Raw genomic sequence first — 14,886 nt, forward strand, 5'->3', positions numbered from 1 at the left:
TCCCTTCTACGAATTCGGTCAAAGACCTTTCCAAGACTATGTTTATAACCCGTAAAATTACAATAAATAGTCACTTTATATACATTTTATATGAACTATTGATTTTTTATAACTTTTTGGACGATAAAAAAACGTAAATTTGTTAGTTGATTCATTAAGGTGTAGATTGATCGATGAATATTACTCGCCTACTTAAACTAATGGTCTTCAGTAGGCCTCAACAATCAATAGTAAACAATAAGAACCTACTTGCTCATAATAATGAAGCATACTTTTTCACATAAAAAATACTTTTTAGCCTTTAAGGTGATTTTATTTTTGATACTTGGCACAACAACTTCTTGTCATTTTTATCATAATACAGCCACTCATTATAATTCCTACTTTTTAGCAAGAGAAGGAATGGATAGGTTTCATAAGCAATTATTTGAGACTCATCAGGATGATTACAATGATGTCCTTTCGATTCTTATTCCTTTGGATACGAATCAAACAATGAATTACAAAGAGGATCTTGATTATGTAATTACTAAAGCATCACGTCCAATTAAGTTTCATAAATCCAGCGATTTTATTGATGAATGTTATTTGCTAGTCGGTTGGGTGAGAATGTACAAAGGAGACTTTGAAAATGCTTTGACTACATTTAAATATGTCAATTCTAAATTCACCGATGAGGATAGTAGACATGCTGCTTTGAACGCTTTGTTAAGAATGTTTATTGAAACAGATGAAGAAGCCAATATGAATTTGGTATTGGATATTATTAAACAACAAAAAGCACCTTACAATAAACTAAATACTAAAGATTATCATCTAAACCTGGCACATTACTTCAGAAATAAAAATTTCTATCCTGAAGCAATTAAGCACTTACGTATTGCTGCAGATTTAGAAGAAAAGAAAGTATATAGAACTAGATACTATTTTATTTTAGGTCAGCTTTACGAGAAAATTGGAGATATTGACAACTCGTACCGTTACTATGTGAAATCTAGAAAAATCTCAAAAACAAACGAATTAGATTTCCAATCGGATATAAGTGCACATAGTATGCAGCCCGTTGATTTTGGTGATCCAAAACAAGAAAAGAAAATAGAGAAATACTTCGCAAAGAAACTAAAGGATCATAATTACTGGGATTACAGAGATAAAATATATTATGAAAAGGCACAATTCGAAATGAGAAAACCTGATTACGATAAGGCCTTACATTATTTTAATGAATCGGTTCAAGTAAGTACAACCAACCAAACTCAAAAAGGTCACTCTTATTGGGAATCGGGTAAAATCTATTACGACGAGAAACAAGATTATATTAAGGCTGCAGCTTATTATGATAGTGCAGTACAAAACTTTAACGAAAGTGTATATGGCTTTGAAGACATCAAAAAAAGATCAGAAAATCTTCAAGAACTGGCGAAATACACAAAGATGGTCGAAGAAAATGAACGTCTGATAAAGTTGTATGAAATGAGCGAAGAAGAGCGAAATGAATTTCTTGAAAAAGAAATGGAAGAGGAAAAAGAAGAGCTCATATTAAGACAACAGTATGCTTTAGAAAACGAAAAGAAAAGACAAAAGCCAGAGACTTCTAGTTCAGGGTCATTCAGCAATAAAGAATCAACCGAGTTTTATTTCTATAATACAAATGCAATTTCTCAAGGAAAATCTCAATTCTTGAGAACATGGGGTTCAAGACCTTTGGAAGACAATTGGAGAAGATCGAATAAAATGGAGTTTAGCAGCAATGATAACCTTGCTAATCAAAATGACGATCCAAGAAAGAACAACAGCAAAGGCAAAAACAAATCTAATGAAGATGGAGAAGGCGGTAGTGAAGACTTATTTGCTGGTTTAAAATCGGTAGAAGAAAGAAAAGCTGAAATTCCGGGGAACGAGGGTGAACTTCAGAATACAAAGAATAAATTAGGTGATGGCGTTTTCGGTCTAGGTAAAGTGTACCTATATAGAATGAAAATGAATGATCATGCTTTAGAAAATTTCTACAGAATGATAAAGCAATTTAAAGATCATGAAATGGCACATGAGGCTGCTTACCTTATTTATGTTATTTGTAAAACAGATGATAGTTGTGATGAAGAACTAGCAAAAAGCTTCTTGATAAATTATTACCCTGATTGTCTTTATGCCAAGATTCTTAAAAATCCAAATTACATTAAAGAAACCAATGAAAGAGAATTGTACATAGAAAATTTATATGCTGATGCTTACAAGATGTATATCAATGGGCAGTACAATGAGTCGGATATCAAATTGACTGAGTTATTTACACAGTTCCCGGATAGTGATTTTGAAATCAAAGGTCGCTTTCTGAGAGTTTTACTTATCGGTAGAACCACCAAATATTACAAAATTTTCAAGAAAGCTTTAGAAGACTATTTAGAGAAATACCCTGATAGTGAATTCGAGGAAACTGCTCGAGGTATGCTAGATGAAATCGATGAAGCTCGATTGAAAAACGGGTATATTCCTGGTAGATATCATGATTATCAAATCACTATAGAAGAGTAAACCTTTCTTAATATACTCTTCTTTGGTATGGTTTTCTTGAGATCAATTTAAAGTAGTCATTACAAAACACCGTTAATGCTGCTGGTTTCATAAAATTTAAAAATGCCTTTTTGATCAAAATGATTAAATTGCGGTAATTTTACTTGTCATATCTTTAATTCTTAGACTAAAAAACAGTTCTGAACTTTTTTATATATGTACTTAAAAACGATTAAAGCACTCTGGATCCTATTTTTTGTGGGATTAATATCCATAATCATTTTTGGGGTTTCACTTAAAAATAACTGGTTTAACCTATATGGTAAACTCCCCGATCCTAGTGTGTTAGAAAATCCTGACCGTAACGAAGCTTCTGAATTATACTCAGCAGACGGAGTATTGTTAGGTAAATATTTTAGAGAGAATAGAAAAAAGGTTGAATATGATGAATTATCAGAAGACCTTAAAAATGCTTTAGAAGCATCTGAAGATATTCGTTTCTACCAACATTCCGGTATTGATTTTAAAGCGACTCTTGCTGTACCTTATTATTTAGCGAAATATGTAATAAGTAAAGGTAAACGAAGAGGTTCTTCGACGATTACACAGCAGCTTGCTAAAAACCTATTTAAAATACGTCGTGATGAAAATCTAGAAGGAAGACTATCTAGCATTAAATATCTTGACCTTGTCATCAACAAATTCAAAGAATGGATTGTTGCTGTGGAATTAGAAACTGCCTATACAAAAAGAGAAATCTTAACCATGTACTTAAATACAGTGGATTTCGGATCAAACTCTTTTGGTATTCATACTGCAGCACAAACATTTTTTTCAACCACTCCTGATAGTCTGAACATTCCCCAGTCAGCTTTGCTAATAGGAATTTTACAAGCACCTTCAAGTTATAGTCCTGTATATAATCCAGATAAAGCAATTACAGTTCGTAATAATGTTATTGGACAAATGGCTAAATATGGTTTTATAACAAAGGAGGAAAAAGAGAAATACATTGCTACAGATTTAGAACTAGAATATAATGTAGAAAACCACAACAAAGGTTTAGCTCAATATTTTAGAGCGGAAGTAGTAAAAGATATCAGACGTTTTTGTAGAGAAAAAGGATTGGACCTTTATGGTGATGGCTTGAAGATTTATTCTACAATCGATTCTAGAATTCAAATTAAAGCTGAAGCTGCCGTCAAAAAGCATATGATGGAGCAACAAACATTATTTGATGAACACTGGAAAGGACACGGCGACCCTTGGAGAGATAGAGAAGGTGAAGTAATTCCAAATTTCCTTCCAATGTCAATTAGAAGAACTGCCGTTTGGAAAGGTTTAAACAAACAATACGGTGGTGATTCATTAAAAATTGACAAAGCATTAAAAGTAAAGAAGAAAATGAGAGTCTTCTCTTGGAATGCTCCAAATTACGAGAAAGACACTGTAATGAGTTCTTATGACTCATTGCGTTACTATAAGATGTTCTTACAAGTTGGAATGATGTCGATGGAACCAAAAACAGGTAATATTAAAGCTTGGGTAGGTGGCATCAACTATAAATACTTTAAATACGACCACGTTCGTTTAGGTTATAGACAACCTGGATCTACATTTAAGCCTTTCTTGTATGCAAAAGCTTTGGAAGATCGCTTCCAACCTTGTTCTCCGGTAACCGATTTACCAATTACCTTTACAGCTGAAGAAGCAATGGCTGATAAACCTTGGACGCCAAAGAATGCGGATAGTTATAGTGGAAAGACTTATACACTTAGACAAGCAATGTCTCGTTCTATTAACACCGCTGCAGCATACTTAGTAAAAGTCTTAGGTGCACCTAACTTGTCTAGATACGCAAGAGATAAATTCGGCTTTAAATTTATCAGAGATAAGATGTTCAACTACATGGTTTCTGATGATGAAAGAGCAAGAGGTATAACAGGTTACGATAAAAAGCCTATTGCAGGTGTTCCTTCCCTTTGTTTGGGTACAGAAGATGTTTCCGTTTATGAAATGGTAACTGCTTACTCGGTGTTTATCAATAAAGGTACTTGGACTGAACCTCAATTCTTAACTCGTATCGAAGATAAATACGGTAAAGTATTGAAAGAATTCACTCCTAAAAAAGAGGAGGTTCTCAACGAGAAAACTGCTTGGTTAATGACATATATGCTTAGAGGTACATCTGAAGAATCGGGAGGTACAGCTTTAAGATTAAATCGTTATAAATTTAAGAAAGATAGTCATGTTGCTGGTAAAACTGGTACAACAGCCAATTTCTCTGATGCTTGGTTTATGGGCTTTACCAACGACTTAGTAACAGGTGTATGGTGTGGTGCTGAAGATCGCTCAGTTCACTTTAGAACGATTAAATATGGTCAAGGTGCAAGACAAGCCTTACCTGCATTTGCTTACTTCATGGAAGACGTTTATGAAGACAAAAAATTATGTAAAGAATTACATTATAACAAAGGTTACTTCCCTGAACCATCTATGAATTTAGGTGTAGAATTAGATTGTAGTAAATTTGATCCAGATCAATTTGGAGATTTTGATGCTGAACCTGATTCTACAATGGAAGAACAATACGAGGCTCCTACAGAAGTTGGAGATGGTATTTTGTAATTCAACAGAAATATTAAAATTAAAGCGAGGAGTGTGAATACTTTCCTCGCTTTTTTATTCACAAAAAGCAATTATGGATATTCGTACGAAAAATAAAATTGAATCAAGCTTAGAAATAAAAGTTGAACCTTTTCGTTCGGGTATTCGAAAAACTAATCCGCATAAGCATCATAAATACATGGAGATCGTGTATCTATCTCAAGGAGAAGGTGCACATACAATAGATTACGATACGTATCAAATCGACCAACCTATATTGTTTTTTATCCAAAAAGATCAAATGCATCATTGGGATTTACAATCCGATCCAAAAGGGTATGTGATTATCATGAAAAAAGGTTTTTTAGATAATAGTAAGGACAAACAGCTTATTGACTTGATAGGTGAATTGAGTCACTACCCTTCTCTATCAGTAAAAGAAACTTCAACCATCAACCAATTATTTGATTTACTTTCCAAGGAAGTGAAATTATCTGGAAAATATCAACATGATATCGTGGAAGGTCTATTAAAAACTTTATTCTCAAAACTACTTAACCATTCATCTCCAAAAGCAGAAAACCAATCTACATACAACGCTACATTTATCCAATTTAAAGAGCTATTGGAAGGAGGAGATCAAGTAATTAATAGTGTGAATCATTATGCAGAATTGATGCATACTACCCCTCAGAATTTAAATAGTATTGTAAAAAATGCTACGGGAATTTCTGCTTCTGTATTTATTGGTGAGTACATTATAAAAGAAGCCAAAAGAATGTTGCTGTACACGAATATGACGGCTAGTGAAATAGCTTTTCATTTAAATTTCAAAGACTCTTCTCACTTTACAAGATATTTCAAAAGAAAGGTGGAGGTTACTCCTGTTCAATTTAGAAATTCTTAATAAACGTTTATAACAACATTTACAACTTCCCCCTACTCTCTAGATTTTCAAAATGTACATTTATAAAGGTGAATTTTTTCAAATAGACCATTCACCTACTCTTCTCATCCATCATCTTTGTATTGTGTGACATGTAGATGTAATTATACTTTTATCTACACCAACTTCAAACCAATTAAAGAAACAATCTAGACCTAATGAAACAAATCTTATCTTTCATTTTGATATGTATTAATGTATCTCTGGTATCTGCACAAAATTTTCAGATTTCAGGGCAACTCATTGATAACGATAATCAAGAAACAATTCCTTATGCATCGGTAAAACTTTTAGATGCACAACAAGAGATTATCACCTTTACAAGCTCTGACTTCGATGGCAAATTCGAATTGAATAAAGTGAAAAAAGGAGACTATACCGTTGAAGTTTCTTTTGTAGGGTATCACTCCCTAACCAAATCAATTTCTTTATCGAATGACTTAAGCCTTGGTGCTGTTTTCCTGGCTCCAAATGTTCAGCAATTAGATGAAATTGTGGTTAAGGATTTAAAAGAAACAGTATCTACAAAAATCGACAGAAAAGTATATGCAGCTTCTGATTTTGAAACTGCAAGAAGTGGTACTGCAACTGATATGTTGAATAAACTTCCTCAGATTTCTGTTTCTCCAGAAGGTGATGTATCCGTTCGTGGCACCCAAGGATTTATGGTCTACGTTAATGGTAAACCTACACAAATAGATCCTTCTACTTTGTTATCTCAAATCTCTGCCGGTTCTATTGAAAACATTGAAGTAATTACTGTCCCTTCAGCTAAATACGATGCTCAAGGAAAGGCAGGTATCATCAACATTACAGTCAATAAATCTGAATTGGAAGGCACTTCTGTAACTGCTGGCGGTATGCTTGGTGGATCTCCTTGGAGAGATGGAGCCGAACCTGTCCGTGGTGGTGGTAATTTCAATATCACTCATCAAAAAGATAAATGGACTTTTAATGCCGGTGCAAACTATTTAAGTAGAAATGTAGATGGACGTCGTGAAGGTGAATCTGAAATCACTCAGAAAGATGAATTCGGCAACCGTACGGGTACTTATCACATGGACGCAGCAGGTGATCGCCCAGAGTGGCATGTCAACTATTCTGCTAATGCAGGTGTGGGTTACGACTTTAATGATAACACTTCATTAAAAGCGTCTTATTTCTATGGACACAAGAGTAACAAACGTACTGCGAATTATGTATACCATAACTATTACAAAGGACTAGACGGACAGATTATTGATGGTACTGAGGAATATATTTATAACCCCAATACGCATAATCGTTTTGGTGATTTCCACACAGCCAATCTAGACTTCTTCCATCAATTTGAAGATAAATCAAAATTAAACTTAGGGTTAGTTTATGAGCACTCTATTCTAGGTGATGACTTGGATAACAAAAACCAAGTGTATGATAAAGGAACAGAAACACCTCAAGAAACAATCTTAACACACTACACTCAAACGACTGATCAACCACTACATGCCATTCGTTTTTCATTAGATTACGAAAAGCCAATTAGTGATAATCAAACAGTATCTTTTGGTGTACAACCTCAGTTCTTAACACAGTCGGGTAATTATAATTACGATACGCTTAACCTAAATAATGGTGCTTGGGAAGAACATCCTTATTCAAATAGCTACGATTTAAAACGTAATATTTATGCAGGTTATGTAGATTATTCTGCAAGTTTTGGCAAATTGAATTTAAAAGCTGGACTTCGTTTAGAATATACAGACCAAGTAATGACTGTTGGTAACTACGAAGTTTTCCCAATTATTGATGTGCCTGAACAAGATGAGTTTGTAGTACAACAATTAAATGCCTTCCCTTCTTTAAACTTGGATTATGAGTTTAACGAAAATAACCGTTTGATTTTTGGTGCGAGTAGACGAATCAACCGTCCACCAACAAAGAATATGGCACCATTTCTTTATAGAAGACACTTTGAGGTATACGAAGTAGGTGATCCAACCCTTCAACCAGAATTCGTTAACCTTGCAGAAGTTACTTTTGATAAGAAAATCGGTAACCAAAACATTAGCTTAACTGCATTCTATAGAGGCGTTGAAAATGCTGTATTCCGTGTGAATGTGGTGAATGAAGGAGAAAATGTTTTAATGCGTTCATACACAAATGCAGGTGATGATCAATCGTTAGGTTTAGAATTAAATTCGAACTTCAATATTGCTAAAAGAGTGAAATTATTTATGGGTGGTTCATTGTATCATTATGCAATTAATGGTTCAATTTATGGACAAACTATTGATCAAAGTAGTTTAAACTGGAGCTTGAAATCGACCCTAAATACGGAACTCTCTAAAACTTTAAGTTTTGTATTTGATATCGATGTACAATCGGCAACTGTAACTGCACAAGGTCAGAATGATTTGTTCTACATGTCGAATATTGCTTTGGTGTATAAACCTACAACGATGCCTAATTGGGCATTCACAGGTAGAGCCAACGACATCTTCCAATCGAACATTAAAGGTTTAGATACAACCGGTAAGGATAGAAACTCAAATGAGAATACTTTCTATCAGAGAACTACTTACTACAGATATGGACCTATCGTAGAGTTTAGTGTGAATTACACCATGAATGCTAAGCCTAAAAAGAAAGGTAAGAAAACGGAATTTGATAAACAGTTCTAATTAAATTATAAAGTAAAAGGGGCTGATTTTTCATTTGAAGAATCAGCCCCTTTTTCATATCAAGTAGTTTATTTTTTGATGAACTTCTTAGTAAATCGTTCTCCATTATGCATTTCCATCTGAATGATATACAATCCAGGGGAAAGATCACTAATATCCATTTTATATTCCTCCATATTATTTGATGATAACACCAACTGACCTGTTGTTTTCATCAAATGAATTTGGTTAATTTTTTCCGGAGAGCTTATATAAAGCATATTTCCATTGTTCGGGTTAGGATATACTATTGGGCCAAGAGTTCTGAGATCATCTTCTAAGTTGGTGATGGAAGCATCTACCAAGATGGCATCATCAAATTGCCTTTGTACATTAGTACCTACAGCAAACATTACGATGTCTTTTTGACCTTCAGTTGCCCATTCCACTTCGTGCGGACCTTCACCAAAAACAACAGACGGTGTCGCATCATCTTCTTCTCCAAAGAACCAACCGATTAACGTACTATCAGCAGTTGATTGGTTGGTAAACACTACTGGTGAATTAAGTCCGACTTGTGTTTTATCAGATGAATAATCGAATGAAAGAGAGTTTACATTTGGATTATAATCAACTACTCTAAAATCATCCATTGCTAAACCAATTCCTCCAGAAGAATCTTGATTAGCGGCTACAAAGAACATACGAATGGCTATTTGTTCTCCTTCAAACCCTGCCAATGGAATATATTTAGTGACCCACTCGTCATTCGTAGAGCCTGTAATAATTGGAAAATCTTCTCCTCCCCAGAAATCTTCCGACGACAATTCATTATGCCATGCAGGATCTGTATACCCTCCAAGCAATCTCCACGATCGGCCAAAATCATTTGAGAATTCAACAAACATTCCATCTACTAAGTCCTTAATATCATGTTTAATATTAAATGAGAAACGTTGTGTATTACTTTCTGTGTCGGTACTTGCCGGAAGATCAAATACTGATGTGTAAAGGTAGAACCCTGTCGGAATTCTATACCCCGCAGTATCCGCTCCCAATACAAAAGCATTACTTCCACTTGTTGTACCCGATTTTCCTGCAATAGTTGAATTGCCTTTTGCCAAATCGGTTCCAGCTAAATTTAATGAGTAGAATAAAAGATCGTCTGACTCTAAATCACCTCCATCTGCTAACTCGAATGGAACACTTTTGACACCTAGAATTGGAATAGTATCCTTGTGATTCATCATCTGATCTCCATTGATGTATAGTTCTACTTCAAATTCTCCTGTAGTATCAGTATAGATATGTGTTGGACTTTGTTCTGTTGAAGTGGTACCGTCACCAAAATCCCAATTGTATGATGTTGCCCCGCCTGAATTATAAACAAAACGAACAGGTCTATTTGTGTACTCTACATCAGAAGTAATATTAAAATCTGCTGATGGATCTTCTTTTGTCACTTCAAAATCTCTGATCATAAACCCATCATCAGTATCTTCAATTTGGAAAGCTGATTCATGACGATAAACAAATCGGAAACGAACATTATTTCCTGCCAAGAAAGATACATTGTAAGCGGTAGAATCATTTTCATAAATGCCTAACCAACCTGTTTGATTCTCAAAAATGATAGGATGAATCGCACAGGCATCTTCAGGAGATTTATTGTACCAACCAAAACCTAAACCATCGTTAGCTTCACCAAGTAACTCCCAAGTACCACCATTGTCTACTGTGTATTGCATCTGACATGCTGCAGGTGCATTACAATAGGTAATATCCATACTCTTTGTGAAGTTGATCTTGTACTCCTTGCCTGTTTCCGTCATATCAAAAGTTGGTGTATATAAAATCGCTGCATACGATCGATTAGGTACTCCGCCTTGTGCTGCAGTTACCCATACAGTAGAATCTCCACTAGATATAAAATCACCTCTTGCTCTTGACCATTCCCATACATCATCTCCATCTCCGCCATCGAGATAAACGGTTTCTGTCACAAAACCACCTGTATCTGCTAGGAAATCTGTAGAGAATGGAAGTGTTTCTGATGGTCCTGCTGGAGGTCCTTCCGTCATTCTCAATCCTCGTCTAAATGTATTTGATCTACCTTCTGCATCGGTAACTTTCAAACTAATGATATAAGATTCTAATTCAGGTATTTCTGAGTAGTTATGAACTATCGTATCAGCAGCTGATGTACTAGTTTGACTATCCCCAAAGTTCCACTCATAAGTGGCTCCAGTGGCATAAGATAAATTGACAAACTTGATATCTTGATTTATAATACCATTATCTGATAATATATCGAAGGCTGCTATTGGTCGATTAGATAATAAAGCATCCATCGCCGCACTCATATTGATTCTTCCCGATCCTAATGCATTTTGATAATTAGGGTTTCTAGGATTAATATCTGTAGCGGTACCTTTTAATAAGGCCGACATTTGTAATGGTGAAATCGTTGAGTCTTGTGTTAATAAAAATGCTGCTGCTCCGGCCACCATAGGACAAGCCATTGAAGTTCCTGTGTAAGGTGCATAATCACCATCTAGTGATCCATTATCTGCCGCTACTGTACTGATAATGTCCGTACCAGGGGCTGAAATATCAATCCATGGTCCATATTGTGAAGAAGGTGCTTTCACATCATTACTTGTAGTATTGGCAACGGCCATCACGTAGTCATAACCTGCAGGATAACTTGGTAGATTTACGTTATCATTACCTGCTGCTGCTACGAAAAACATTCCATAATCTTCGGAAGCTTCACGAATCATTCTTGCCACTGTAGCCGAATAGAAATAGCTACCGTACGACATACTCACCACATTTGCTCTCATCTCAATAGCGTACATTAAAGCTTCTGTAGCATGAGTAATTAGTCGTGCATCTGGAGTATCGTCTGATGTTGCTTTCACTGCAAGGATTTTCACTCTATTGTTAGAAACCGAAGCCCCCCCAATACTGTTATTTGTCGCTGCAGCTGATATACCTGCACAGTGAGTTCCGTGTGAAAATGTATATCGATCTGCCTGGTTTGATGGAGGATTTGGATTTGGATCTCCGTTAATATATTCATCTCCGGATGCATCCCATCCTTGGTAATCGTCTACGTAACCATTTAAATCATCATCCTTACCATTGTTAGGAATCTCTTTTGTGTTTGTAAAAATATTTGGTGCTAAATCTTCATGAGTGATTAATACGCCATCATCAACAATGGCTACTACAATATCATTTTGAGGAGTATTGGCATTATCAGATAGCTTAGACCAAGCCTCTATTGCTCCAACCAAATTTAAATGATATTGAGATCCTGCCAAAGGGTCGTTGGGGTCACTGTAAATTTGTGGTAGAGGCACATTCTCTACATACAATACATTAGGATCAGCACTTAATTCTTGCATAAAACGTCTAAGATCGACACCATCATTAAGTGTAATCTGTAGAACATCCGATACAGAATTTTTAAGTACTTTCATTGGTTCAATCACCGAAGCAATTCTAGCATCAGTTAATTGTCTGAATAGATTTCTTTTCTCCGTTTCAACAAATACATCCTGATCAGTATCCATATAGGCCATTTGAATGTCTGTTGGATTTTTCAACCGAACAAATAACTTATTAGGAGATGAAAATTCCTTATCAGTAATCAACCTTGGTTGAGGTGTTGTAATTTGTCTTATGTTTTGAGCATATCCGTTATGAACAAAAAACAGACAGCCAAGTATTGCTATTATGAAATTAATTTTTCTCATGATGCCTATTTTTTAGTTAAGAATAATGTCCATTGTCTTGTCGTAATTCCATCAGAGAACAAAACATCCAAGCTAATCTCTCCTGAAGAAGCGGTCGTACCTGATATCGTAATGTATTCATCAGAAGGTCCCAAGAACTCTCCACACTGATCGATAATTTGGAAAGGAATATCTTGTAAATCACCCGCAATATTTGATATCTCATACAATCCCCAAATATTGTCTGGGTTGGCACTATCTGCCGTTTTGGTTATCGTAACATCTGGGACGTCAACAATTCCTTCATCTTTAGTCATTCTTGCAGCATAGGTACCGTCTAAATCAGATGGACAGTGGATGTCTCTTATAAGAAGATTATATTCCTTTTTTATCCCCCCTTGTCCGACGGTTACCTCAGAATTATCATCGAGATTTTTAGCTGAAGAGAGAATCACACTTAAAAATTTACCATTAGGTTTATCTACACCTTGAACTACCAATGGAGAAACTTCGATGGTGGCAGTATTTCGTGTATTGGTAAAACTCTGTTCTCCCGATTCATCTTGCGTTTTTTCTCTATTCTTTATGATAAAAGTTCCACCATTTTCAGTAGCAAATTTCTCAACAATAGCAGATGAATTGGCTTCGTTTCTTTCGATTGCCTTTGCCGTAAAATCGGTTCCAAAAATGGCATCTCCAGAAAAACTATATGTCACTTCTACACCTCTTGAGGTTTGAATGGCATAAGGCATTTCTACCACCAAACTCAAAGGAATAGAGTTTTCTCTCACAGAGTCAGGAGAAGTTGTTGCCGTTTCAAATGAAACTGTAGAACCCGAAAACCCTGCATTTAACTCTTCTGAATAAGTATCGTATAACTCGCAACTTTGAAAGGTGAAAGCTATACCTAAAGTGATGATATAAATTAATTTTCTCATACAATTTGTTAGTTAGAGCTCATAAACCACATTGGGGCATCCAATGCTTTCTGACTCGGGTTATTAGGATTTGAACTTATTTCACTTGGTGAATAAGGTAACCTTGTAATATGATTGGATAATGTCGCATCTTCAGGAAGTGGACGGTTGGATGGGTAACCTGTTCTTCGAACATAAGTCCACGCATCTATTCCTCTCTTAAAAGTTTCTATATATCCTTGTTGATGCACAGCTGTTAACGCATTAGCTGTTGATAAGTTTTGCAAATCTGGAAGAGAATTGTTGTAGTTTTCAAACCCTTGAACTGTTACTCCTTTTCCAGATGCTTGTACTGTTGATAATGAATTGAGATGAACTACATTTAACAAGATGCCTTCTCTATAATAATCATTCGCATCTACAGTTGTACCATTGATCCAACCATTCAAAATAGCTTCAGCTCTCATAAACTTTAACTCGGCTGCTGTTATCCAAAAATCTGGAGAGGTGGCCGTAATGTAATGCAAGCTCAATACTGAAGTCACCGTAAACGCAGATCTTGATCCAGGATCCACCCCTCTATGAGGGACCTGATCAGATGTCCCATCCGGTCGATCATAAAATATATCTATTCTAGGATCATTTGATCCTCTTAATAAATCAATAAATGGATTGGAAGCATAGAAAAATAAACTTTGTCCACCAGCAAATTGAAAGTGAAGTTTATAAAACTGATTGGCATTTGTCAGATCATCATAATAATCCAACTTCACTTCATCGGCTAAGCTTTCAATGTGGGCGGCATTAAATGCCGCTTCTAATCTTGATCCAGCATAACCAGAATCTTTAGCAGCAATGACCATCAAAGTTTTAATTTTGATAGAATTAGCAAACAACAACCACTTGTTCATATCTCCTCTGAATAAAAGATCTTCTCCTGAGATTTTATTTGGGTCGCCCACATTAATTGATCCCATTGCCTCATCCAACATTCTCACTACCCCTTTTAAAATAGTCTCTTGCGTATCGCTATTGGGGAATAAAATATCTGTATCTAAAGATTCTGAAAAGGGAATATCTTCAAACATTAAAGTAAGATGATAAAAACAGAAGGCTTGAATTATTTTGAATTGACCGGCAGTATTTACTTCTCCATTTCTATTCGCTAATAACTCACCTCTTGATGCATTTTTTAAGGCACTAACATAAAATGTAGACCAAGTATTGGTTTGTGGAAATGTAGGTACAGAGAAATTATCTGATGTTGAAAACACCGAAGCCCCTGCCCCAACATAATGTTGTGCCCAACGGTTAAACACGTCGGTTTCCATCACTTTGTCTGATGAGATACCAGTGATGCAGGTTGTCATTAATAACCCAGGTTGTTCTGCCACCTGATCATCTCCAGCAGCAAAAGGGTCTTTATTAATATCCAAGATGCTGTCACAACCTCCGAAAAGAAAAGTCAGGCATAAGGATAGACCAACGATATAATGATAGGTTTGTTTATTTTTCAT

At 35.5% G+C, this 14,886-nt stretch carries 7 protein-coding genes; 4 read left to right on the plus strand and 3 right to left on the minus strand.

Features of this window, described 5'->3' with window-relative positions; all coding sequences use genetic code 11:
• Positions 1–261 precede the first annotated feature (261 nt).
• The 4 genes from porW to MY04_RS13200 all read left to right on the plus strand — a co-directional run bounded on the left by porW (position 262) and on the right by MY04_RS13200 (position 8,730).
• Complete coding sequence (gene porW, locus MY04_RS13185) at positions 262–2,535, plus strand: type IX secretion system periplasmic lipoprotein PorW/SprE (protein ID WP_066210220.1); 2,274 nt, start codon at positions 262–264, stop codon at positions 2,533–2,535.
• A gap of 195 nt (positions 2,536–2,730) precedes the next feature.
• Entirely contained in the window at positions 2,731–5,142 is a 2,412-nt protein-coding gene (locus MY04_RS13190) for a transglycosylase domain-containing protein (protein ID WP_066210222.1), read from the plus strand.
• Positions 5,143–5,215: 73 nt separating this feature from the next.
• On the plus strand, positions 5,216–6,028 hold the full coding sequence (locus MY04_RS13195) for an AraC family transcriptional regulator (RefSeq protein WP_066210224.1): 813 nt from the start codon (positions 5,216–5,218) through the stop codon (positions 6,026–6,028).
• A 197-nt stretch (positions 6,029–6,225) separates the two neighbouring features.
• Positions 6,226–8,730, plus strand: coding sequence for a TonB-dependent receptor domain-containing protein (locus MY04_RS13200; protein ID WP_066210226.1), 2,505 nt, complete (start codon positions 6,226–6,228; stop codon positions 8,728–8,730).
• A gap of 68 nt (positions 8,731–8,798) precedes the next feature.
• Here MY04_RS13200 and MY04_RS13205 read toward each other — a convergent pair whose 3' ends face one another.
• Genes MY04_RS13205 through MY04_RS13215 form a run of 3 tightly spaced genes read right to left on the minus strand, consistent with a single transcriptional unit; the run spans position 8,799 to position 14,886 of the window.
• A complete protein-coding gene (locus MY04_RS13205; protein ID WP_084005873.1) occupies positions 8,799–12,473 on the minus strand; it encodes a S8 family serine peptidase in 3,675 nt (1,224 codons plus the stop codon).
• A gap of 5 nt (positions 12,474–12,478) precedes the next feature.
• A complete protein-coding gene (locus MY04_RS13210; protein WP_066210230.1) occupies positions 12,479–13,390 on the minus strand; it encodes a hypothetical protein in 912 nt (303 codons plus the stop codon).
• An 8-nt stretch (positions 13,391–13,398) separates the two neighbouring features.
• Entirely contained in the window at positions 13,399–14,886 is a 1,488-nt protein-coding gene (locus MY04_RS13215; protein ID WP_066210232.1) for a SusD/RagB family nutrient-binding outer membrane lipoprotein, read from the minus strand.

Origin of the sequence: Flammeovirga sp. MY04, from assembly GCF_001682195.2 — a bacterium.
In the GTDB taxonomy this organism is placed as follows: Bacteria; Bacteroidota; Bacteroidia; order Cytophagales; family Flammeovirgaceae; genus Flammeovirga; species Flammeovirga yaeyamensis.

Excerpts from the sequence above, each read along its gene's own strand:
- porW (WP_066210220.1), top strand. The coding sequence starts at position 262 with ATGAAGCATACTTTTTCACATAAAAAATACTTTTTAGCCTTTAAGGTG.
- MY04_RS13190 (WP_066210222.1), top strand. The coding sequence starts at position 2,731 with ATGTACTTAAAAACGATTAAAGCACTCTGGATCCTATTTTTTGTGGGA.
- MY04_RS13195 (WP_066210224.1), top strand. The coding sequence starts at position 5,216 with ATGGATATTCGTACGAAAAATAAAATTGAATCAAGCTTAGAAATAAAA.
- MY04_RS13200 (WP_066210226.1), top strand. The coding sequence starts at position 6,226 with ATGAAACAAATCTTATCTTTCATTTTGATATGTATTAATGTATCTCTG.
- MY04_RS13205 (WP_084005873.1), bottom strand. The coding sequence starts at position 12,473 with ATGAGAAAAATTAATTTCATAATAGCAATACTTGGCTGTCTGTTTTTT.
- MY04_RS13210 (WP_066210230.1), bottom strand. The coding sequence starts at position 13,390 with ATGAGAAAATTAATTTATATCATCACTTTAGGTATAGCTTTCACCTTT.
- MY04_RS13215 (WP_066210232.1), bottom strand. The coding sequence starts at position 14,886 with ATGAAAAATAAACAAACCTATCATTATATCGTTGGTCTATCCTTATGC.